The 23,310-nt window shown below is 40.6% G+C and carries 24 protein-coding genes and 1 tRNA gene; 11 read left to right on the plus strand and 14 right to left on the minus strand.

Annotated elements, in window-relative coordinates; translation table 11 throughout:
* Nucleotides 1–312: 312 nt before the first annotated feature.
* Both mtaB and AC23ME_RS13020 read right to left on the minus strand, forming a co-directional pair.
* Nucleotides 313–1,635 carry a tRNA (N(6)-L-threonylcarbamoyladenosine(37)-C(2))-methylthiotransferase MtaB gene (gene mtaB, locus AC23ME_RS13015; protein WP_487728202.1) on the minus strand — a complete coding sequence of 441 codons (1,323 nt, stop codon included), beginning with the start codon at nt 1,633–1,635 and terminating at the stop codon, nt 313–315.
* Nucleotides 1,636–1,726: 91 nt separating this feature from the next.
* Nucleotides 1,727–2,290, minus strand: a complete 564-nt coding sequence (locus tag AC23ME_RS13020; protein WP_487728203.1) for a UbiX family flavin prenyltransferase — start codon at nt 2,288–2,290, stop codon at nt 1,727–1,729.
* Between the two features lie 228 nt (nt 2,291–2,518).
* On the opposite strand from AC23ME_RS13020, the gene AC23ME_RS13025 reads away from it, so the two are divergent.
* From AC23ME_RS13025 to AC23ME_RS13045, 5 genes are all read left to right on the plus strand, one after another.
* Nucleotides 2,519–2,591: transfer RNA gene (locus tag AC23ME_RS13025), tRNA-Lys, on the plus strand.
* A 310-nt stretch (nt 2,592–2,901) separates the two neighbouring features.
* On the plus strand, nt 2,902–3,312 hold the full coding sequence (locus tag AC23ME_RS13030; RefSeq protein WP_487728204.1) for an Arm DNA-binding domain-containing protein: 411 nt from the start codon (nt 2,902–2,904) through the stop codon (nt 3,310–3,312).
* Between the two features lie 28 nt (nt 3,313–3,340).
* The gene (locus AC23ME_RS13035; RefSeq protein WP_487728317.1) at nt 3,341–4,117 is read left to right on the plus strand and encodes a tyrosine-type recombinase/integrase; all 777 of its coding nucleotides are present in this window, start codon (nt 3,341–3,343) and stop codon (nt 4,115–4,117) included.
* A gap of 106 nt (nt 4,118–4,223) precedes the next feature.
* Complete coding sequence (locus tag AC23ME_RS13040; protein WP_487728205.1) at nt 4,224–4,712, plus strand: DUF6922 domain-containing protein; 489 nt, start codon at nt 4,224–4,226, stop codon at nt 4,710–4,712.
* 11 nt (nt 4,713–4,723) lie between these two features.
* Complete coding sequence (locus tag AC23ME_RS13045) at nt 4,724–5,374, plus strand: nucleotidyl transferase AbiEii/AbiGii toxin family protein (protein WP_487728206.1); 651 nt, start codon at nt 4,724–4,726, stop codon at nt 5,372–5,374.
* 737 nt (nt 5,375–6,111) lie between these two features.
* Here the strand turns inward: AC23ME_RS13045 and AC23ME_RS13050 are convergent.
* Nucleotides 6,112–6,489, minus strand: a complete 378-nt coding sequence (locus AC23ME_RS13050) for a response regulator (protein ID WP_487728207.1) — start codon at nt 6,487–6,489, stop codon at nt 6,112–6,114.
* A 2,342-nt stretch (nt 6,490–8,831) separates the two neighbouring features.
* Between AC23ME_RS13050 and AC23ME_RS13055 the strand changes: the two genes are divergently transcribed.
* From AC23ME_RS13055 to AC23ME_RS13065, 3 genes are all read left to right on the plus strand, one after another.
* A complete protein-coding gene (locus tag AC23ME_RS13055; RefSeq protein ID WP_487728318.1) occupies nt 8,832–9,563 on the plus strand; it encodes an acyl-CoA desaturase in 732 nt (243 codons plus the stop codon).
* A 227-nt stretch (nt 9,564–9,790) separates the two neighbouring features.
* Nucleotides 9,791–10,492, plus strand: coding sequence for a bestrophin family protein (locus AC23ME_RS13060; protein ID WP_487728208.1), 702 nt, complete (start codon nt 9,791–9,793; stop codon nt 10,490–10,492).
* 364 nt (nt 10,493–10,856) lie between these two features.
* Nucleotides 10,857–11,048, plus strand: coding sequence for a cold-shock protein (locus AC23ME_RS13065; RefSeq protein WP_138722098.1), 192 nt, complete (start codon nt 10,857–10,859; stop codon nt 11,046–11,048).
* 77 nt (nt 11,049–11,125) lie between these two features.
* Here AC23ME_RS13065 and AC23ME_RS13070 read toward each other — a convergent pair whose 3' ends face one another.
* The 3 genes from AC23ME_RS13070 to AC23ME_RS13080 all read right to left on the minus strand — a co-directional run bounded on the left by AC23ME_RS13070 (nt 11,126) and on the right by AC23ME_RS13080 (nt 13,720).
* Entirely contained in the window at nt 11,126–12,619 is a 1,494-nt protein-coding gene (locus AC23ME_RS13070) for an alpha-amylase (protein ID WP_487728209.1), read from the minus strand.
* A gap of 95 nt (nt 12,620–12,714) precedes the next feature.
* Nucleotides 12,715–12,870, minus strand: a complete 156-nt coding sequence (locus AC23ME_RS13075) for a hypothetical protein (protein ID WP_487728210.1) — start codon at nt 12,868–12,870, stop codon at nt 12,715–12,717.
* 199 nt (nt 12,871–13,069) lie between these two features.
* Nucleotides 13,070–13,720: a LuxR C-terminal-related transcriptional regulator gene (locus AC23ME_RS13080; protein WP_487728211.1), complete on the minus strand. Its 651-nt coding sequence runs from the start codon at nt 13,718–13,720 to the stop codon at nt 13,070–13,072.
* 190 nt (nt 13,721–13,910) lie between these two features.
* Here AC23ME_RS13080 and AC23ME_RS13085 point away from each other — a divergent pair, with 190 nt between their 5' ends.
* Nucleotides 13,911–14,816, plus strand: coding sequence for a hypothetical protein (locus AC23ME_RS13085; protein ID WP_487728212.1), 906 nt, complete (start codon nt 13,911–13,913; stop codon nt 14,814–14,816).
* A 294-nt stretch (nt 14,817–15,110) separates the two neighbouring features.
* Here AC23ME_RS13085 and arsB read toward each other — a convergent pair whose 3' ends face one another.
* The 8 genes from arsB to AC23ME_RS13125 all read right to left on the minus strand — a co-directional run bounded on the left by arsB (nt 15,111) and on the right by AC23ME_RS13125 (nt 20,725).
* Nucleotides 15,111–16,142, minus strand: a complete 1,032-nt coding sequence (arsB, locus tag AC23ME_RS13090) for an ACR3 family arsenite efflux transporter (RefSeq protein WP_487728213.1) — start codon at nt 16,140–16,142, stop codon at nt 15,111–15,113.
* Nucleotides 16,142–16,753, minus strand: a complete 612-nt coding sequence (locus tag AC23ME_RS13095; protein WP_487728214.1) for an arsenate-mycothiol transferase ArsC — start codon at nt 16,751–16,753, stop codon at nt 16,142–16,144. The genes arsB and AC23ME_RS13095 overlap by 1 nt, the downstream gene beginning before the upstream one ends.
* Before the next feature lie 2 nt (nt 16,754–16,755).
* Nucleotides 16,756–17,220 (minus strand): DUF6428 family protein, encoded by a 465-nt coding sequence (locus AC23ME_RS13100; protein ID WP_487728215.1) that lies wholly within the window; start codon nt 17,218–17,220, stop codon nt 16,756–16,758.
* A 49-nt stretch (nt 17,221–17,269) separates the two neighbouring features.
* On the minus strand, nt 17,270–17,599 hold the full coding sequence (locus AC23ME_RS13105) for an ArsR/SmtB family transcription factor (protein ID WP_487728216.1): 330 nt from the start codon (nt 17,597–17,599) through the stop codon (nt 17,270–17,272).
* A gap of 55 nt (nt 17,600–17,654) precedes the next feature.
* Complete coding sequence (locus AC23ME_RS13110) at nt 17,655–18,620, minus strand: DUF5712 family protein (protein ID WP_487728217.1); 966 nt, start codon at nt 18,618–18,620, stop codon at nt 17,655–17,657.
* A gap of 1 nt (nt 18,621) precedes the next feature.
* The gene (locus AC23ME_RS13115) at nt 18,622–19,170 is read right to left on the minus strand and encodes a BfmA/BtgA family mobilization protein (protein WP_487728218.1); all 549 of its coding nucleotides are present in this window, start codon (nt 19,168–19,170) and stop codon (nt 18,622–18,624) included.
* Nucleotides 19,171–19,691: 521 nt separating this feature from the next.
* Nucleotides 19,692–19,958, minus strand: a complete 267-nt coding sequence (locus AC23ME_RS13120; protein ID WP_487728219.1) for a helix-turn-helix domain-containing protein — start codon at nt 19,956–19,958, stop codon at nt 19,692–19,694.
* A 101-nt stretch (nt 19,959–20,059) separates the two neighbouring features.
* On the minus strand, nt 20,060–20,725 hold the full coding sequence (locus tag AC23ME_RS13125) for a hypothetical protein (RefSeq protein ID WP_487728220.1): 666 nt from the start codon (nt 20,723–20,725) through the stop codon (nt 20,060–20,062).
* A gap of 535 nt (nt 20,726–21,260) precedes the next feature.
* Between AC23ME_RS13125 and AC23ME_RS13130 the strand changes: the two genes are divergently transcribed.
* Nucleotides 21,261–21,785 carry a hypothetical protein gene (locus AC23ME_RS13130; protein ID WP_487728221.1) on the plus strand — a complete coding sequence of 175 codons (525 nt, stop codon included), beginning with the start codon at nt 21,261–21,263 and terminating at the stop codon, nt 21,783–21,785.
* Nucleotides 21,758–22,948: a hypothetical protein gene (locus AC23ME_RS13135; protein ID WP_487728222.1), complete on the plus strand. Its 1,191-nt coding sequence runs from the start codon at nt 21,758–21,760 to the stop codon at nt 22,946–22,948. The genes AC23ME_RS13130 and AC23ME_RS13135 overlap by 28 nt, the downstream gene beginning before the upstream one ends.
* Nucleotides 22,949–23,310 lie beyond the last annotated feature (362 nt).

Below are 23,310 nucleotides of genomic sequence, written 5' to 3' on the forward strand. Positions count from 1 at the left end.
CTATTGATCGTATCTTAAAAATTAGAAAAGCAAAGTTCTGTATTTTTAGCTACGGAAAGTCCCGCTATTCGCTTTACTTCGCTACGCTTTGTGTTCGCTCCTATCGGGTTTAGGTGGCAATTGTATTGCACAGGTTTTCGTTAATTAAACCCGATTGAAGCGGATCCCGATTTTTCATCGGGAGAAGCGGAAAGCGGGACTGAACCTGGTATTTAGCTGTGAAATTGCTTTTCAAAAAAGTATTAAGAAATTAATCATTAAGGAATTAAGGATATGAAGAACCTATTTATCTCAATTTCTTAATGGTTAAAGCTAATGGTGTGCGTAAACAGTTTCCAGCTCGGCTACTTCCACTTCGCCGTCTGCAGTAAGCTCTACTAATTTCACGTTTTTAAGCTCGTTAACCATCAAAGGATCATATTTGGCCTTTACCTTCACGTAGTTTTTGGTAAAACCATGCATAAAGCCATTTTTTTGATCGTCTTCGAAAAGTACTTGCCCTTCGCTACCTACCTGAGATTGGTAAAAAGCCCTGCGTTTTTTATCGGAAAGGATGTGGAGCATTTTATTACGTTCGAAACGGGTACTTCCAGCTACTTTGCCTTTCATTACCGCAGCTTCCGTTTGCTCACGCTCCGAGTAGGTAAATACGTGCAGATAAGAAATATCTAGTCCGTTTAAGAACTCGTAAGTATCTAAGAAATCTTCTTGTGTTTCGCCCGGAAAACCAACAATTACATCTACACCTATGCAGCAATTAGGCATCAACTCTTTAATTTTCGCTACTCTATCTACGTACAATTCACGTTGATAACGGCGTTTCATTAAGCCCAATATCTTGTTAGAACCCGACTGCAAAGGAATATGAAAATGCGGTACAAAACGTTTAGACTGTGCTACAAACTCTATAATATCATTACTCAATAAATTTGGTTCGATAGACGAAATACGAATTCTTTCGATACCTTCTACCTCATCTAAAGCCTTTACCAAATCGAAAAAGCGGTCTTCACGTTGTCCTTCTCTAATACCAAAATCACCAAGATTTACACCAGTAAGTACAATCTCTTTAACGCCACTAGCTGCAATTTGCCGGGCCTTTTGTAATACATTTTCTATCGTATCGCTACGGCTACCGCCACGAGCTAGCGGAATAGTGCAATAGGTACATGGATAATCGCAACCATCCTGCACTTTTAAGAAAGTACGGGTTCTATCGCCAATTGAATAGGCGGCAATAAAGTTATGGTTTACTTTTTCGATATCTTGCTGATGAACAACAGCTTTAGGTTGCTTTGTTAAATCAGTAATAAATTCTACAATTCGGAACTTCTCTGCTGCACCTAAAACCATATCCACGCCTTCAATCTCTGCAATTTCTTGTGGTTTTAACTGTGCATAGCAACCAACAATGGTTACATAAGCATTTGGAGAATATTTAAGCGCTTCTTTTACTACCTTTCGGCATTTCTTATCTGCGTGGTCGGTTACAGAGCAGGTGTTGATTACGTAAACGTCGGCCGCATCCGTAAATTCTACCACATTGTAGCCAGCATCGGTAAACAATCTACCAATTGTTGAAGTTTCAGAGAAATTCAACTTACAGCCCAGGGTATAAAAAGCTACTTTCTTCATTAGAGGCTGCAAAGATAAGAATTAGATGCGAGTATTGTAATATCACATCCGAGGCAATGGGAATCATTACAAACAGTTTACAGAAAACTGATTAATCATTCCAACGATAACTTTCCTTTTCCAGTCCTGCTAGATCAATTACTCGATCTACTACTGTTTGTGCAACTTCTTCAATGGTTTTTGGCAAGCTGTAAAAAGATGGGTTGGCAGGGCATATAATCCCACCTGCCTCTGTTACGGTTTTCATATTATTTAAATGGATCAAACTAAACGGTGTGTCACGCACTACTGCAATTAGTTTCCTACGTTCTTTTAAAATCACATCAGCAGCTCTAGAAATTAGATCGTTAGAGATACCATGAGCAATTCTTCCGAGCGTTCCCATTGAACAAGGAGCAATAATCATGGTGTCATACTTTGCAGAGCCTGATGCGAAAGGAGCATTGAAATCCATTTTTGCATAAAAATCAAAACCGTAGTTATTGTAGTCTTCGTTACCAAGTTCGTAACGCCAAACTTCTTTTGCATTATCTGACATTACTACTCCTACTTTTTCTATCTGCGCATTTAACAATGCCAAGTTATCCAATAGCGCTTTGGCATAAATAGAACCACTGGCCCCGGTAACAGCAACTACAATTTTCTTCTTTTGCATAGCAACAAATATAACAACACAAAACAATATCGGTTTATAAATAAGATACACGGATTGTCAAATTAAGGCATTTTTAAACTACAGATAGCACTTTTGGAACTAGAAACACAAATAATTTAACTCTAAATCAACACACTACGACTTATCTCTAAATTTTATTTGCAGGTAAAGTGTCATGTTTCTATATTTGCACCTCCTTAGAACGAAGAAGTTCTTCAAAACAAGGAAGATTCCGTAGCTCAGCTGGTAGAGCATTACACTTTTAATGTAGTGGTCCTGGGTTCGAATCCCAGCGGGATCACAGAAATGACTAACAAAGCGTATAAAACCCTGCAATCGCACGATTAGCAGGGTTTTTGCATTTAGGACTTTACCAAAACTTGCACGAATTCCCAAAAAAAAGGTGCGTAATTCGGTGAGTCATCCTAAAAGAATGTACGACTCACCGAATAAGCTGTATCCATTTAATGTACAGGTTGTTACGAACTGAACATCTTGTATCCTTTAGTTGCCAATGCTAAATTTGTATCGTTGATATCTGCTGATTTTATCTGCGATACAGCTCTAGTCCGAAAATCGGCCTAGGGTTGTTAAACTTTAATCGTTAGATTATGAAAACTAATTTTAGCCTGCTTTTCTTTATGAAAAGACAAAAGAACTATTCAGAGGGCGAAGCCCATATCTACATGCGCATCACGGTAGACGGTAAACGTGTAGAACTTGCCACTGGCAGATCTTGTGAACCCGACCGCTGGCATTCCAAATCTGGAAGGGCAACTGGTACCAAGGAAAAATATCGTTTGTTCAACACCAGCCTAGACCAATTGCAGAACAATGTATATGATGCCCACGCCAAACTAGTGCAATCAGGTATGGAAATCACTGCACAATCTATTCGGGATGTATTGGTGGGTAAGGTCGCAAAATCATCCATGCTTTTGGATGCCGTTTCAGAACACAACGAAAAAATGGAGGCGCTAGTTGGCAAAGATTACGTGAGGGGGAACGCTGAACAGATATAAAGTACTCTACAATCACTTACAGACTTTTATTAATAAGCAGTATGGGGCTGATGATGTGGAGGTGCGAAAAGTGGATATTTCATTCTTCAACAACTTCGATTACTACCTAAGGTCACGATCATGCGCCAACAACTATACTGTAAAAATGATAAAGAACCTCGGCAAGATCATCAATATCTGTTGCGAGAACGGAACAGCAGAAAGTAATCCGATTGCTTTCTATAAAGGGCGCACGAAAACTGTAGACAGGAATTTTCTTTCACAGGAGGAAATCCAGATCATACTACAGAAGCGGTTTGTTTCTGCAAGATTAGATGTTATAAGGGACGTTTTCCTTTTCTGCTGCTTTACCGGCCTTGCCTATGCCGATGTGCACAAGCTGAGGATAACCGATATACAAAAAGGTATTGATGGCGAGCTTTGGATCATCAAGAACCGTCAGAAGACCAACGTCAGGGCTTCCATCCCCTTACTTCCGAATGCTGTTGAGCTGATCAATAAATACGAAGGCCATCCCATCTGCGGCAATCTTGGAACCGTATTCCCGGTTCCAAGCAACCAGAAGATGAACGAATACCTAAAGGAGATAGCCGACCTATGTGGTATCACAAAGAAACTGACCTCACATATCGCCCGACACACTTTTGCAACTACCGTGACACTTTTGAACGGGGTCCCAATTGAAAGCGTGTCAAAGATGCTGGGACATACGAATATCAGGACAACACAACATTATGCAAAGATATTGGATATAAAGCTTAGCGAGGATATGGCGCTCTTGAAGAAAAAATTAGCCAATACCTAATTACAACAATCACATAAATAGTTAAATCAACTATCAGCTGACAAATATTTAAAAATATTAGGCATTAATTCCCTTTTTTGGTTAGATTTGTATGATGTCAAAGGAATTGAACAAAAGAGTAGTCGTTGTGCAGTGGAAAAGATTTTCCGATACAGACATTGACGTGTTTTCAAGTCTGAAGGGATTTTGCGACAGCTACCCTGCCTATAACTATCACACTTTGAACAACTATCTTTCCAAAAAGAAGGTTCCATTCGAAAACGACGAGATCAGGATCGAAAGACAGCCACTTATACAAAAGGTCAGGCGACCCGATCTTCCCAAGGTGCTGTTCTGGGATTTTGATTTCGACAAACTGGACTGGAACAGAAGTTACAGGACAATTATCGAAAGGGTGCTCGATAAGGGCAGCCCAAAAGACTGGGAGGAAATGATCAGGTTTTACGGAAGGGAAAATGTAATCCATTCCCTTAAAAATGATATCACCTACCTTTCGGACATGACCATGGAAGCCGTTTGCGAATATTTTCAGTTGAGCAAGGAAAAACTCAGATGTTACACAAAGAAACAGTTAAACCGGGGACACTGGATCTGATCCGCCAGCTGATGAAAGATCATCAACTCAATTCTTTCTACCTAGTTGGAGGTACGGCGCTATCGCTGAGGATCGGACATAGGGAATCCATAGATATTGACCTTTTCAGCTCCTCGGATTTTGATGGCAATAAACTCGCCGATCATCTATGCAACAATTACGGTGCGAATGTTAGACACTACAGGGAAAATTACGCCAGTGGCAGTATCGGCGAAGTGGATTTTGATTTTATCTCCCATAAATATCCATCCATCAGACCTATCGAAAACAAAGATGGAATTAGGATAATGTCCAATCAGGATATATCGGCGATGAAGATTAATGCAATTGTGAACAGCGGACAGCGGATCAAGGATTTCATCGATATACACTACCTCTTAAAAGAGATATCCCTCGAAGAAATCCTTGGGTTCTACTGCCAGAAGTATCCGAATGCAGACCCAAATATTGCCAAATCATCCCTCATGTACCATAACGATATCGACTTCAATATTCCAGTTAAATTAATGGATCCGAAGCTAAAGTGGCAGGATGTGAAGGGCAGCATTGTAACGGCTGTACGCGAGCATACCAATGTTCTCGAAGGAAGGGAATTTTACCGTAAGCTAAAGGAAACAAAAAACAACAAACAAAATAACCGTGGCAGGGGGATGGGCTACTAATAGAATCAACACGCTATTTCTATCTTTTCGGTGGAGACCAATCCTTAAAGGGGGACTATCTTTTGATAAGAACTAGCAAAAAAAGATCTCGCCGTTCTGCAAAAAATATTATTCTGACGATGAATGCGCCATTGAAAGTGTATCAAAAATGCCAAGCATATAACATAAGCACTGTGTAGAAGTATGCACGGATATCGGAGACGAAACTCCGAAGACATAGCAGATATTAAGGTTGTGTTAATCGGCCAGTTAAAACTGTAAAAGCTTGACATCTTTTTATCGACGTTCGATGAGGGTGTTAATTTAGTCAGGAGGCGGTATCTTCGGATTGCCGTCGCTCTGTTTTAATGATGTAATAGCTTTGATGAAAAGTTCGGATAAACAAAATTCTCAGTGAATAAGTTTCAAAAAAAAGCATCCACAATTTGCAGATGCGCAAGTATAAAAAGGAAAATCTTAAGCTATCTGGAAGCCAATTTTGCTCAGGTCTTTCTTGTTGTCCGACATTGTAACTTGCCGGATCAATTTAGCGAATTTGATCGATAAGATTTTAAATTGCACAAAAACTTCGGCGTCGCCATTCGGGGCCTAATTAAAGCCAACACGATTTGTCTCATTGAAATTCTAAAGTTAGTTGTTGTAAGTAGTATATGAACTTATCTATAACTAATCGAATTAAAAAGATTTAAATCGATCTATTTTTTACATATCACATGCGTTCTATACCAAAATATTTATCATACGGATGCTGGATAAGTCAGTGATTCTTTTATTTTTTGCAAAAGTTGCGTAAGATCAAAAGGTTTGGATATATGTCCATTAGCATTACAGTCAATGGCGATTTTCTCAAGTTCCCTTTCCGCGGAAAGTAGAATAACAGGAATACTTTTTGTGCCCCGGTTCAACCTAATTTCCCTGCATATGTCGGCCCCAGTTTTTTCATAGCCAAAAATCCGGATGTCCAAAAGGATCAGGTCGGGTCTTAAAAGCTGGATTTCCGCAGCAGTCATTCCATTTTGGCTTTTTAGGACAAAGAAGCCTTCATCGGTCAACACGTCATCTATTATATATAAAATATCTGGGTCATCTTCAATTACCAATATTCGCTTTGTCATTATATCTTGAGTTGTTTGGGAGCAACAACGAGCTGTTTTTAGTTAAGGGTGTCTGCTTAAGATAATTATCATCTTGACGTTTGCTCAAGGAAACATCTTGGCAATAGCTTTAAACCATAGCCTTGTATACCTGATGGAACATGAATTCCGTCGGCGAGCTATATCTTAACTTTTTATTAAACTAAAAAATTACAATAGTAATGTATTGTAAATTCACCTATGTGGCGAACTGCAACTTTGTATTAAAAGTTATTAAGCCACTGGCCTAAACTTTGAAAAGTCAATTATAATTTTTTAGGGGATAGTGAATAAATGTAAACACTTCCCGTCCACGGTCTTAAGAAAAATATGGTTTCCCAGAAACCAGTAAGCGTTTACCAAAAACATTGGTTGTTGACTTTGTCGAAGCATTGTTACGATGCACCTATTGTTATCATGAATTTTCGGCTTGATAGCCGTCCTTTTATAGAAAGCTGGTGCTTTGAGACTGATAGGTCAATACTGGAACATATAATTAGATATTTTGTTTAACTTATTTATAATTTAGTCAAATGTGACTTGATTATACCTCACCTTAGAAAGATATTGAAAAATTCCCGTTGTAGAGTTACCGGTCAAACATATTTACCTAAATAAGCGATTAATTATTCAGGCTACTGATGCTCATTTCCGCATCTACAATATTAGTAGTAGCATCTGACTATTACAAACATCACGTACCGCTCGGTAGCTAAATCTAATAAGCAAACCTTAGAAAATAAACTTCGTAGATGCAAAAAGCGGGAACTGGTCTGGGCGAGTGGGTGGACGTTCCGATTTCTATAATCAAAACAATTAATTTTTATAATTTCTTTTGTATCTGTTTATATATGTACAACTTTAAAAAGTTGTACATATATAAACATGCCGCCGGCAGGGCAAACAATGCCTGTAATAAATTTTCTATTCTACCATTCCAATATTTACTTCTCCTAATAACGGTGTCCAACTCCCTGCCAAAGCCTTAATAATGAGCCAAGATCTCCAATTTGTGTTTGGCACTAGGTTGTTGACAATTAAAATCAGACGCCGCCACAGCTGATAACCTGAGGCTGATAATTTTGCTGATATTTCTTATTCTGGTTGACGCAAGTAAATATTCTGTGGATAAGCTTATTTCTCATCGCATTCAGTACAGACATCTTGTTCTTGCGTTCTTCACGCTTGTTTAAACAACTGACCAGGGATTCAATCAAAACTTAGGTCCTTTTTATATCACTCGCAGGCCGATTAATGCGCCCTGGTCAGTTTTCCCTTTACATCAAATTACACATTTTTAGAGAGATTCTCGGCATAGGTTCTAATTCTGAATACGCTGTATGACAAAATGTAAATCTAAAGGCAGGCCGAAAATGAACGTTGGAAAAAAAAACTAATAATTTAGCTATTACAATCCCACTTAAATAACCTCCGACTAATTAGGAAATATCCTTTTTTATTTCTGGTCAATATATATGTGTTAGCATCATCCACAAATATCGGGGCTTTCATTTCCACTACCAATGAGTCGACCAGATAGCTTCTTATCCTTTGGACAATAATACAATTGAGCAGCAGCGATATGCTTACCGCCTTTACACAATAACAAGACAGTTTGGTTGAGCTAATGCCGGGTAAAACATTATGATCAATGCAAAAGCTTATTGAATGCTAGATGTTCCAATACTAAGACTCTTATTTATAGCTGGAATATTGTGAACAAAAATATTAATAGTCCACCTGTAACGATCAATAAGAATTTTAAAAGGGTTATAAGGCTTGCCGTCATAAGATTTTAGTCATAGGGAAGATGTAGAGCATTCCGAACCAATCTGTCCGTTACGTTCGCATAAACTTCCCCTGTTTTTATTTTATCATGTATATCGAGTTAGTTGTACCTACAAGTATGTCTATTTTAAACCATACGTCTGATCATGCCGATCTGCTAATTGGAGAGATATCCGTTCCCAAAAATGTCCAAGCGATTTAAGGCCTTTTCCCTAATAAATTTCCATTTGCACTATTACTAATGGGATATAAAATAGATCGAAATATATGTGTGCTTTTCATTTAATTAACCGTACCTTGCAATTTCACCAAAATAATTAAGGAAAAAGCGGTCATGGCCTCATAAAAGCGACCGCATTGTTCAATAGCCTTTCAAATTTCATCACCACCGTTACTGATGATTTACAAGTGCTGTTAGGCAACTATTATCTACAGTTAGAATATCTAGCCCCATCCTAGCTAGTCTTTTAGAATTACCTTTAACTTTTTTGCAAGAACTGACTAAAGCGGTCTTGCCATTTAACTTATCAGACAACATGATCATTATTTTTTTCTTTGTGGGGCATTGGTTCCTGTCACTTTTTTTTCAGACATTTTTCCAGCACCGATATGCATCCCATCGTATGTTTACCACCAGTCCATTCTGGGAACGGACTTTCTATTTAATGGCCTATGTATTCCAAGGTTCCTCGTTCCTTAGCCCGCGGGCCTATGCCATAATGCACCGAGCCCACCATGCCTATAGCGACACCGAAAAAGATCCTCATTCCCCACATTTTTTTACCGACGTGTTTCAGCTGATGAAGGCTACGGCGATTACCTTTCGCGAGCATCTCAACCGTAAACAAAACCCCGAGACAAGTTTTGCGGGCTACTATCCAGAATGGCCATTACTTGACAGGATAGGTTCTTCAATTTTGTCCCGCCTTTTATTCGGGGCTATGTATACCTTATTCTATTTTTCCTTTGCGCCCCATTGGTGGCTTTTCCTATTGCTGCCCATCCATTTTCTTATGGGACCATTGCACGGGGCGATCGTCAACTGGTGCGGACATAAATATGGCTACCAAAATTACGACAACCAGGACCAGTCGAAAAACACTACACCCTTTGACATATTAATGCTTGGCGAACTTTTTCAAAATAATCACCATCGCCATCCCAACAGCGCCAACTTTGGCAAAAGATGGTTTGAAGTAGATCCCGTATATCCAGTAATGAAGACGATGCATTGGCTCCGAGTGATCAAGCTACGCAAGAACTATTAAAAATCAGACTTAATCCAACAATATCATGAGTAAAGACAAGAACACCAAAAACACAAAGAAATCGCCCTCGGACAAACCTAAAACAAGTAAGTCCGACTATCAGACTAGTAAGCTATCTAAATCGGCTGACCTTGAACCTCCTAAAAAAAAGAAAAATGGTTGAAAAATGCGCTATGACGTTGAATATGCCCTATGGTAATTGGAGTTAACATAGGGCCGCGAGGATCTTGTACCGTATGTGGGCAGGCCTGCTACTCCACAGCCTATTTGTCGTTGTCGTAAATTTTGCACTGGACTATTTGGCAGTTGATCTATCGCTAAGTGGCGTGATCTCGATGATCGGTATCGTACTGTCTATCCTGATGGGCTTTAGAATAAGTTCCACCTATGACAGATGGTGGGAAGCAAGAAAGATATGGGGCGACGTGGTAAACACTTCTCGTAGCTTTGCTGGACAGCTTATCGCTTTTACCCATCAATCGGGCCTTCCCAAGAAGCACCTGGAAAGCGTCATCTATAGGCAGATTGCAATTGTATATGCTATGGGGTATAGCCTTAGGCAGCAACGGTATACAGCTATCATTAAGCCTTTTTTGGCTGAAGACGAGCACCGCCAGTTGATAGGTAAGCAGAACCTGCCCAACCTGTTGCTCTTACATAATCTATATGCAGTTAAACTGTTGGAGAAGGATGGACAGCTGACCAACTTCGAGATGCTAAGGCTGTCGGATATGATTTCCCATCTGACGGCTAGCTTTGGCGCGTTAGAGCGCATCAAAAATACACCATTCCCATTACCCTACAGCTACTTTACAAGCATCCTGGTTCACCTATTTGCGCTAATGGTCCCTTTTGGAATGGCTGAACTTGCTTTGCTGACCGTGCCTGTATCGATTGCCGTAATCTTTATATTTTTGGCAATTGAGTAAATTGCCATTGAAATACAGGATCCATTTGCAAATAGTGAAAATGATATTCCCGTAATCGCCCTAAGTAAGATTATAGAAATTGATCTGAAGGAAATGCTGGGCGATGTCGTGCTACCAAGCAGGCGGCAGCCCAGAGATGGAATTCTAATGTAATTGAGGCATGATCAGTTGATCCAACGCTTGCCCATGTTAACTGATCCGACACCATGACGATATCCTTGACTGCTTAAACACGCACAGAAGAACTATACTATCAAATCATTCCATTGCAATTTGACAAAACTAAATTTATAATTTAAATAAATAATAAAAAATCACTGAATTTCAATAAATTATATTATATTTATATCTTATTAAAAATAATATAATGCAAGGAACAGTAAAGTTTTTCAATGAAACCAAAGGTTTCGGATTTATCACCCCATCAAACGGTGACAACGAAATTTTTGTGCACATCTCTGGCCTCATCGACGAAATTCGTGAGCACGATACGGTTAGCTATGATGTGGAACAGGGCAAAAAAGGCCTAAACGCAGTAAATGTTAAGATAGATTAAGTATTTCCTTCTTATAATTGTGAGCATCTGCCGGTGGCAGATGCTTTTTTTTTGCCGCTACAGTTGGGCTCAGTCCTTTATCTATCCTTATGTATAGTCCAAGCCGCCACGCCCTTCGCTGGGCAAATAAACTCCGCCCAACCATTAGCGTCGACCAATACTCTCGTTGTGCTTCCCCCAAGCGCATCGGAAAACAGAAGCCCAGCGAATGCAATGCCCATCTCCATCCGCTTTCGGCCCATGTCGCCATTTGACATGATTACCGCCATTCCACTTTCCCCCCATTCGGGAACTCCCTGCCTGACCCAGCCAATGCAGTTCGGATGGTCAAAATAGTCTTTCTGCAGCCCATATGCGCAGCACTTCCTTAAGCGCAGCATCGTCTCCAACTGATCTACAGGGGATAGTTCTATGTCATAAAACTGGCCATCCCCGCCAATGTCGGTATATACTGCACCATAGATATCTGGATAGAATACACAGGGATAACCTTGTGACCTGAGCAGGATCAAAGCATAGGCCAAAGGCCGAAACCAACGGGACACTGGTCGTTCTAGCGCCTGGAGTGGCTGGGTATCATGGTTCTCCACCAAGGTTACGGCAAGCTCCGGACGACAGGCAACAAGTGTTCCCTCAAAGATGCGGGTCAGGTCGAAGCAATTGCCATCGTTGGAAGCCTTGGCGAAATTCTCCTGCAGACATGCATCAAAGAGTGACATCCGACCGCCTGTCCGTTCCAGATAGGCCAGCATCGATGACAGGTCTTGCGGTGCCCAATATTCGCCCACTGCAAAAAGCTCAGCTTGCCCAGCTTGCAAGCCGTCCAGCCACTCATTGAAAAATGCAGCCGGTATATGCTTCACTGCATCTAGGCGGACGCCGTCGAAGCCTACTGTCCGTTGGAGCCACTCTCCCCAGCGGTTGAGCTCAGCCCTAACCTCTGGGTTGCGGAAATCTATATTGCTGAGCATAAGATAATCATAGTTGCCAAACTCGGTTCCAGGAACATCGTCCCAGTCCTGTCCATATTGGTTCTGTATGCGGTAGATCGCCCCAGCCTGTCTGGATAGCTCGTCGAAGTCGACCCCGCTGAAACACTGGAAGTCCCATTCGAAGAGTGAATACTTGCCTTTCCTGGCGGGATAGGAGAATTTCGTAAAGGCATCGATCAAAAACTCATCTGAAATAAAACTATTTCTTTCAAATGGAGCGACCTTGCGGACGCAAATACGCTCGGTCTGTTCGCCCCCGCCCAGATGGTTGACGGTGATATCCATATAGATACGCAGCCCATTATTTTTGGCAATTTCGACGGCTTCCAGCAACTGTTCCCTGGTCCCATATTTTGTAGCGACGCCGCCCTTTTGGTCGAACTCCCCAAGGTCGTAGAGATCATATGAATCATAGCCGGTTGAGCTGCTGCCCGACATGCCCTTATGGGCCGGTGGGAGCCAAACGCTGTCAATGCCCATGGCTCTCAACCTTGGCGCTTCCTGCGCCAGCCGGTTCCAGTGAAGGCCATCGGACGGAAGATACCAATGAAAATACTGTATCAGGGTATAGTTTTCCATTCCACTAAAGAGGGATTAAAATTTAAGAATATTTCTGGATCGCTTAAGTCGTCCTATAGGGAGATAGGCATCTGGCAGTAGACAAATGTCCAAGCTCATCTGATTATCATCCTCTTATCCCAGTTGCGTACCAGCCATAATCTCACCTGAATGTGGGTAAACTGCTTTTCGGGAAGAAAGATCAACATCTCCTCCATCTTCAATGGAAGGTAGTAAAGCGCACCTTTTTGGTCCATTAGCTTGTTTATCATGCAGAGTACCTGAAGGCCGTCGTGCCGCCCGAAAACAAAATGGTCTCCGAAAACGGTGGCAGAAGGCAGTGAAGATTGGTCACGGTGCCAGTTGTAGCGCGATTTTAGCAGTAAATCCTTTCTTATAATTTTCATTGGTAAAGCGTATGATGTAGGGTAAAATTATATTGTATATAAGTCTTCTCCGCAACGGTAAATACTAGGAAACGATCCCATTTTGCAATGCAAACCGTATCAGTGAAGCGTAGTTTACAGTCCCTGTCCTAGCGAAAAGAAGCTCGAAATGGCGCTTTACAGCAGACAGAGACATCGAGAGCTGCCGCCCGATACCCACCTCGCTCATGCCCCTGGCGACTAACTGAAGCAGTTGCACCTCATGCTGTGAAAATGCAGTGTGCTGGGTGGAGAAGGTTTGCAGGAAAGGGCTGTGTCGTAACTTGTCCGCCATAATCAATAGATAAAGCTCATTGGACAGGTACCTGCCTCCATCGCTGAGCAGATGAAGGCAAAACAGGAGCTCAACGGGCGCAACATCCCTTAAAAGATAGGCATCGATACCATTGACAAACCGGGGGACGGCGAAGCTGCCGTCCCCATGGACACGCACCAGCCAGACTATACGTGTGGCAGGCGAGATAGATTTGGTCCGGTCCACCAATTCAACTCGCACCGTCCATGGCAGCTCCAGGCCGATAAAAAGGACATCAACCGACTGACCGCTAAGGTAGCCGTCCAAATCCAAAACATCCACACCGTCACCCAGAATGGTCCATTGGCTATCTGCCCCAATGGAACTGGCAATGTTACTCCTGAAAATGGGATCACTATCAAAAAGCAGGATATTTTTCATTGAAACTGGATAAGCCTATATTAAGTAATCGAGATCGGGAATAAAGGCGACTCCAGACATAAGAGGAAAACTATCTCATCAACAATTATAGCTGTAAAAAGTTTTAACTAAAGCAAAATAAATCATTAGCGGGTCTGAACTATTTAGGGTAACTTGGCTCACCTCATTCTCTACATAGCAAAGATAACATATGGATTATAAACCTTCGGCCGATTTGGCCGATAATCGCCCGTTTATTCTAAGGATATCCGGCACTGACCACCTCCCTCATTACCCATTGGTCCGTGTGGAAATATCCAAAGCCTTCAATGAGATTTCCACGGCAGAAATCATGCTTAATTATGAAGAACCAGACTACGGCCCGGCCTCACTACACGGCAAGTTCTTTAAGACAGGTGCCGACATTGAACTGATGGGCAATATCGGCCCGAATAAACTCGTAAAGTTTTTCTCAGGATCCGTAATCTCACTTCGATGGGAGTTCTGTGAAGGACAAAATGCATGTCTCAGGATAATTTGCAAGCATCGTGCTTCAAGGATAGCCCAGGACGAAGTGCGGCATATGGCCAGCCCCTTATCCGATAGCCACCTGATGGAGAGGATCATCAGTTCACACGGGCTTCACCCTGCCGTTGAACAGACCGAGGTGATACTTGATCACGCGCCACTTGAGACTGCGAACGAATGGGAACTGTTATGTTTGCTTGCAGAGCGTAACGGTTTCGTGATTGAATGCGGAGAAAATGATCGCCTGCATGCGGGTACGCCAATTCTAAAAGGGCAGATCTTACGAACGATTACTTTGGGCACTCCAGGCGTATGTTTCTACTTGGGTATACACGGAATAGGTCTCCCAAACAGATCTTTGCGTGCAATTGCACAACTTCTCCCTGACAATCCGTATATTGTAGAGGGAAAGATTTTCCTGCCGCATCACACACCACTTAAACCTGGCTCCCTAGTTCAAATCGTTGGATTTGGAGACGGCAATGATGGTAGATCAATAATTACCAGGGTGATTTATCGCATGGAAAATTTAGAATGGAAAAGCGAGCTCGAATTCATTCGCATACAGTCACTCGCTGATCAGCTATAGGTTATAAAGAACAAGCGCAGTTGCTATCAACACCTACCTGTTAGGAAAGCATGAAGTATCTGTCTAAGAACTTGCAAAAATCCTATTAACTATGTCAAAAATATAATAGTTTGTTTCTTGAACCCTATAATTATGATAGATTGGCGAATACTTACCTCTTCATAAATCTCCTTAAAGCTAAACTTCATAAGCTATTATGAGAGTTTAAACGAACTGTATCCACTGAACAAAAGTAATTATAGTCGCCAGTACGTAAGATCAGCCCTGACTACAGTATATAAAAACTTAAAATCATTATGTATACAGCCTCACTCTTAACCAATGACTAACCTTAACTAGAAGAATCAGTACGGGAACTTCTACGAGCGGACCGATCACACCCACAAATGCCTGCGCAGAATGTATGCCAAATACAGCGATAGATACCGCTATTGCAAGCTCAAAGTTGTTTCCCGTAGCAGTGAATGATATTGCGACGTTCTTATCGTATGATACCTTAGCCCTCCAGTTGACCATGAAGCTGACAAAGAACATCAATATAAAATACACTATCAGAGGGGCTGCAACCTTGAGTACATCATAAGGTAGCTCCAATATTTGACCACCCTTTAAACTAAACATTAGGATGATTGTAAACAGTAGGGCGTACAATGTCAAAGGGGATATCCAGCGAATAAACCTGTGATGATACCAATCCCTACCTTTAAGTTTAATTAAGACGTAGTTGCTCATGAAACCCAATATGAATGGAATACCGAGATAGGTAAGCACACTGATAGCAACATCTTTAATATCAACATCCACAGCAAAGCTGCCCAGTCCAAGTTTGATAGGTAGCACATTCACAAATAACCATATATAAAAGGAATATGCAACCAATTGGAATACGCTGTTGAGGGCTACAAGCAAGGCAGCATATTCGCGGTTACCTTTTGCCAAGTCATTCCAGACTATAACCATAGCGATACATCTTGCCAAACCAATCATAATCACACCTACCATGTAACTAGGCTCGTCCCGAAGGAATAGTACAGCAAGTAAGAACATAAGAACTGGGCCAATAACCCAATTGAGCAGCAGCGATATGCTTACTACCTTTACATCCTTGAAGGCTTTAGGTAAAATAGAATAGTCTACCTTCGCTAATGGTGGGTACATCATTATGATAAGCCCTATCGCAAGAGGAATGTTAGTTGATCCAACTGTAAGACTTTCATTTACATCTGAAATATTTGGGAACAGATAACCTAATCCCACACCTACAACCATCGATAGGAATATCCAGAGGGTCAGGTATCTGTCTAGAAACTTAAGTTTAGCATTCATTAGCTTTTAATCATTGAGAAGACGTAGAACATTTCAGATGCAATCTGTCTGCTTCGCTCGTTATAAACTTCGGCCTGTTCTGGCGTGCCATCTGATACTTTAGGGTCTTCAAATGTTATCGGTAACCGTTTTTCCGCCCCAACTATAAACGGACAACCTCCGTCAGCCTGTGAGCAGGTCATTACTGCTGCAAAGTTGGTTGATGGATTGAAAGGGTGGTCATAGGCTTTTGAGAAGCCTATAATAGGCATAGATGCATCTGAGTATTTAATCATGTATATCGGGTTGGTTGAGCCTGCAAGCGTTTCTATTTCAAATCCGGTATTAGTTAAGATATCTGCAACTTTAGGGTAGAGAGCTGTTGCTTCTGTTCCGCCAGAATAACAGAAAACCCTTGGCACGTCGTAAAAAGATGCTGCAACCTGTGCCCATATCTGACAAAGGTGGCTACGTCTTGAATTATGGGTACAGATAAAATTGATGTTGGCATCATTGCTAGCAGCAACTTTTTCCCTCACATACTCTATCAATCCACTTAACGTTTCCTTGCGTTCGTTGCTAATAGGCAGTGCAGTTAGCTCGACAATATTGTTCTTAATAGCGTCGTACATAACTAACAGCAACCAGAATTAGGTGAACATGTAGATTTGCCCAAGACATTGAGGTTCAATTTCTGTTTAATATTTGGAACTCCACAGGCATCAGTTGCTAAACACGCAGTAGTCTTTGATTTAAGGATGAAATGTTTTCCGTTAAATTCTAATCCGTATTTCCCGATTGTATCACTCTGATACTCTACATCTACCTCTAAATCTTCTAATCCTAATACCTCTTCTGATAACTTAATGATTGAAAGCAACTTCGCAGGCTTTAACCTATGTTCATAATCATTGGCATCCCATAATTGGAAGTTAACTGCCGCTTCTTCCCTTACAGTCCCACCGCAATCTATAAAGCGTTTAGTTACTAAACCGACCTCCGTCACATGAAAGTACTCAGGTACATAATTACCGTTCTCTAATTGGAACTCGACGTTATCTAACTTCGCCAAACTCTCTTTTACTTGTGATAACTTCATATGTTCAATTGTTATATTGCAATATTACGATATATTAAATTAAAAAAACTCAACAGCAGCCCTTGGTTGTAACATCATCCACTAGGAAGCCATTCAACAAATTCTTGATATTGTGCCAAACAACTTCATTGATACAATAACAGATACTGGTACCTTCAATACTGCCTTTAATAATACCAATTCCCTTAAGCTCTTTTAGATGCTGTGATATTGTAGCCTGTGCAAGCCCCAACTCTTCTACTAGATCATTACAGATACAGGCCTTTTGTTTAATGATGTGCTGTAGTATGGCAATGCGTGCAGGATGTGCCAAAGCCTTTAAGGTGTTGGCCAGTTCATTCTGTTCAGCTGTAAAGATGTCGCTCTTTGTTAGTCCCATATATATCGCAATATTACGATAATAATTTTAAATTAAGAAAAATCTGCTGTGTTACCTATCTTCCCAGCCCTTGATCAATAGAGTGTTTTTTTCTTTTACGTTTTTTGGCTTTATTGGGATCTGGCTGTGCCGGTTCAATAGCTGGACTTAGAAGTAGACCAAGAATACTATCGCCATGGTATTCTGTTTTTGCGAACATATCGTCTACAGATGGGAATTTGTTTTCTGCTATATCGTTAAATAAATCTCCCACAAAGGTTTCCTTTTCTGGTCTGTTCTCAAATGTTTTTTCCAGAATATCGAGTTGCCTACGCTGTTCCATAGTTCCATTTTTCTGTATATTCGCATAGGACATCTTATCTTTTAGTTGCCTATCGAAATCAAATGTCCCATCAAACAAATCTTCGCCACATTGCTTAAAGGCGACACGATTAAACTGTCCAAGCTTTTTTGAATGTTGCTCATTCTTGCCCCTTGAATTATTCATCGGACTGAGCTTGATACTGTTGGTCACATCTTTCCTACTGACTATGACCTGCACGTGCAACTGGTTTCCATCCTTTAGTTGACCCCGTTTTTTCGCTCCGTTGATTACTTCCTTGTCCTTATAGCCGTAGTAGCGATGGTTTTCAACCTTACCGAACCATAACAGATCTTTAGCGGAGTTTACACCTTCACGTTTAAAGTTTCGGGCATACACATCCATCAATCGCTCGGCATAAAATTTCAATTGCTCCCTGATGTCCTTTATCCCATATTTGTACGCAAGATGCTTCAATTCCTTTTGGCTGGGGCTGATATTAATCAGAAAGAATTTCGCATCGGCCTTTCCAAGTTTGGCAACATTTCCATCTATGGCGTGCCGAACCTCGTAAGGCTCAAATAACCGACCCTCTTGATTGAACCAATGTTCCCATTCAAGCTTGTTTTCAATCCTGTTCTCCTTTTCCAGATAATGCACCAGTTCCCCGCTACTACCTTTATTGTTTGCCGTTTTACTGTCGGTAATATTGATGTACATATCAGAGCAGTTCTAATTCCTTACGTGCCTTGTTTGCCAGTTCTTCCTTTTCCCTTGCGGAACTCATCAGTCGTAAATTCTCCCTTTCCCTGATGTAGCGGTTGAGTATATTCATTGCTTTCTGTTTCAGCATTGCTTTATCTTCTACCTTTTTTTCGATATAGCCAAGGGTTTGGTAAACTGATGAAAGACCTTTCATTTGGTTGGCTTGGTTTGAAAGTACCTGTTCATTATAATTGAGCACTTGGTTGTCGAATGAAGATGCAACCCTCTTTAGTAATTCCACTATAGAGATAGCGTCCCTTTTTATCGGCATCAATAGGTCTGCCTCCTGTCTCTTGATAAAACCGATATATTCCTTTTGTCCCTTAAGGATGGTGTTTTTTAACAGCTCATCATTAAGATCTGTCGGATCTTTCTTGTTCCTGTAGAAATAATCTATCATCTGTGATAGTAACTGACGTTTAGACCGACCTAATTTCCCTGCTATCTTTCCAAACTTGATATCGTCACTGGTCGAATACTTAACTGTTCTCAATGTTTCCTGCATATCCATATATCTCTATATCCACCAATCTTTGTTTAATGATATCCAGAACCCCGAGCGGAGTTCCTTTTTCGCACTTGAATGCTCTTTTAGAAAGGAGAAGAACCCTCGGAGGGTTCTTCAAACCCCATTTGCGCAGCAAATGGCAAGCAAACTAGGGCGCAGCCCAAGTTCCGCTTGCTCCTTTTCTTTTGGGAAAAGGACAGCCTGCAAAACGTATATCCCTCATGGTTTCCTAGCTAAATCCAACAGCCTGATCCGACTGGCAATTGTCGGATGATAGGATGGTTCATATTCCAACAGCCCGTGATCAACCAGATCGCTCATACATTTATGGTAGGTCGTGTATGAACGTATGGCCGAATATTTCATCAGCTCCCTTCTGGATACCCGAAACTTGTTGAACTTGGAAGCCTTATTCTGAACGGCCAATATTGCCGAGAACAGGCTGATATGTGATTGTCGGAAGATCTTGTTTCCGCTCGCCAGTTTAAGAAAACTGGCAAGTATCGTTGCCGTTTCCATTATGACCTCCCGATTTTACCCAACAACTGTTCGATCTCTGAATGTGCATAATAAAAAATGCCACCCAGCTTCTCATATTTCAGCAAACCGTTAATGCGCAGGTTCTGCAAAGTCCCAGATGAAATTTTCAGCAGCTTCCTGACCTCTGAACTTCTGAGCCATTCTTTGTGTACGGGTTCATCTGGTTTGATCGCCTGTTTAATTTCAGCTATCAGTTCCGTCTTAAATTTTTGGAGTTCCTCCTTTGTTAAAATTTCAATCTGCATATTGCCTCCTTTTATATTATTCAGGGCAAATCTGCAACTCGAAAGTGTTCAAATCATGACCATCAGTTCGTGTTGGTCATGTCCAGCACAAGAACTTGCTGCTATTTTTTGGTGGGGTTGGATGGTATTATCTTGAATAACTGGTGCCCTTCCTGGATAGTAGTACCTTTAATTGGTACGTCTCCCTTTTTTTCGACAAAGTAATTTCGTGCCGTTTCGATAGGTATATCCTTTTCTCCATGGGAAAAGTATTTTGAAATCATTTTGGCAAATGGCAACTTATGATCGCTCCTTAAGAGCTTTCGACTTTCGGATATCGTTAATTCCCGCATCTGCTGTATCAGGTCTATAAATGTAGGGAGATGCCCTTCCGAAATCCTGATCTTTCCGTTTACCTCGTATTCTCTAAGCTTGGTTAATTCAGTCCTTAGTTCCTCAATCTCATTTTTTTGGGACTGGATAATTTCATCCTTTTCATCGATAACAATATTTGAAGGCCTGGCATTCCATTGGTCTATGGACGTAAGATAAGTCTGAAATTTCTTTAGCTTATCAAGATTTCTTCTGTTTGAGCCATGTTTACTGGAAAAGGGATCTTGTCTGTTAAAGTGCTTAATTCGGGTAGTTACTATTTCCCATACATTACCAAAAAATTCGTCTTCTTTGGCAAACTCATTTTTCAGGCAATGTGTGTATTCCGGTGTAATTAGCCACACTGTTTCGTTCCAAACTGTCCAAAGCTCTAGTATAGTTTGCTCACCAGCCATTATTCCATTTTCCTGAAATGAAATTCCAACAGCTCGTTAGGGGCGAGCTATCAAACGATCTTTTGCTACGCAAAAGCCTCTTATTATGCTCCTTTGTTGCTTAAGCCAAAGGCCTTCAGTTAAACCTATCTTATCTTAAGAAATAAACATTATTTAGAGCGCTAGGCAAAAGATAATACCACCGCCGAACACGAACATCAGCCACGGAGCCAAAATCCCTAAAATCTGCTTAAAATCAGCCGACTGCACACTTTAGTGCGAAATCAATTGGATACTTTAGGCTGAAAAAAGTGGCCACTTTGTAAAGAAATAGGTGGCCACTTTTCGAATATCCTCCACGTTGACATTGAAAAAATAAGTTGACACTAACAATACAAAAGACGTCTTTACTCTGATAGATGACATAATAGTGATTTATCTAAAATTTTGGATATTTTGAATTGCAATTATAATGGATTGTTTCCAATTATAATAAATAATAAAAAATTAATTCTATTTTTTATTATTTTGCGGCAAAACTAATTCTAATTACTGCATGAAAATTTTTCACTACTTACTTTCCCTTCTATTTATTTTTTCACTTTTGTTTTCTTGTAGTAAAGAATTAGTGTCTGATCCGAAAGTCGACGGTATTGGCACGTCTTTCAATAAAAAGCAAGCGCAGCAATTCCTTATAAAGGACCTACATTTAAAGTCATCGCTATTAAAATTCGAAAGTGATGCCCGCGGTGCAAGAAATAACAGTGTTCAACAGGGCTTTGCAATATGGAGTCGAGCCAAGAAATACAGAATCAAGTATAATCAAGTTGTAGAAGTCCCACTTTCTATAGAGAATAGAGTTGTAAATTTACACAACCTTACTGCTCGGAAGAGTTCTAGTGATGAAGACTTAATGAGGGCAAAACATTCTTTTTCAAGGTTATTAATATTCAAGCGAGCCAATAAGATAAAAAAGTTAATAATTACATATATACCAGATCCGTCAGCAATTCGGGCTTCAAAGCAGGATTTTAGCCACATCTCGTTAAAAAAATGGACGATAAATTCAGTGGTTATATAGAATATAAGGATTGGTCTCAAAAGGTTATTAAGCTCTTAAGGATTGAAAACGGTAAAATTGCGAAAAGATGGAGGGTAACACCGCAAACGGCTAGCGTCAATATGCGTGGGACTATATGTGAGGTTAGGTGTGTTCCTCGTATGATCGAGGTTTGCGTGGGCCCTATAGAAAGTGTTGGTGGCGAACCTAGTTGCCATTGGCAAGTTGTGGGTGAAGATTGTAGTCTTTATTGTTATGATGATGGAGGCGGCGGTGAAGAACCTGAACCAGGTGGTGGCGGCAGCAACGTCGATGAAAATGGCTTTTACTATGATCGAATAGATTTTTTGGCAGCTAAACTTGATAGCAACGAAAAGAGTCTTCTTGACTGCGATAGTTTATTGCTCCTAGAAACTAGCTCTTATCAATCCTTCGGAAGTATGTTTCAAAATGTAGCAAACCAAACACCCCCAGACTCAGTATTGAATAGACTGAATAGTTTAGGTTTTAATCAGTTTAATGTTCAAAATTTAGAAGATGCGTTTGGACCGATTGTCAATACAGATTTCTTCCCTTTGCGAGTTACAGGTCTACCAAATAGCTACAATATGGGGGATCTAGTTGAATATTTCAGGTTAAACATTAACTCTTTTATAACCACTACAGAACATTTCGAGCCGTATGTTCATGGTGGTGTAAACGATGTTGCAAAATGGAATTTGCCAGGAAGCCAAGCAATAGGCGCCCTGGTTCATATCGATATGATCAACGATGGTACTGTATTATTGTCTGAGTATGATGTTAATACGCAGCATGCGCAATTTACCTTCTCCACATTGAAGTCTCCACTAGATTTTAATCATCCCGTATCTGGTAATCGTAGATTTGGGATTTATCAAGATGGTAACAATCCAGGTGTGTATACTTTTTATACTATGGGAGTTGATCGGACCTCTGATGTGTTTTTCTCATTAGGTAATAGCACTGGAGCGGGTTTTAGTGCAGCAGATAATCTATGGAATAATATGATCTCCAATATGAAGGATTATATAAACGCTAATGGCGGTTCTGCATCGTACTACAACAAAAAAGATTATAACGCTAGGCCTGATTATGAAGCCGTTAAAGATTATTTGAAGGGTGAAATAACTTATGAGGACTTTAAAGAAAGAATAGGATGTTAGTGTTAAAATATTTTAGTGTACTGGTCTGTTGCACGCTTGCTAGCGGATTTTTATTTTACTTGTTATATCCAATATTTGTTGATCCGTCTCATAATCGATTGCTCTGGTCAGCAGCATTTGGGATTGCATTGTTAAATATATTTATAACATATAATATTCATTTAATACTGCGCAGAATTTATAAACTTAAGCGTTTTACTTGGGCAATTATTTGCTTCTTCATACCCCAAGTATTGATGTTGCTCGTCCAGAGTTTAACTTTTGGAATTAGGTTTTTGGATATCCTGCTTGTAACCTTTTCTTTAAGTACCGTAGCATGCATGATTCCTAAAATCCATGAATCACTTGTTGTGAATACAAAT

The sequence above is a fragment of the Pedobacter sp. T50_32 genome, from assembly GCF_057652195.1.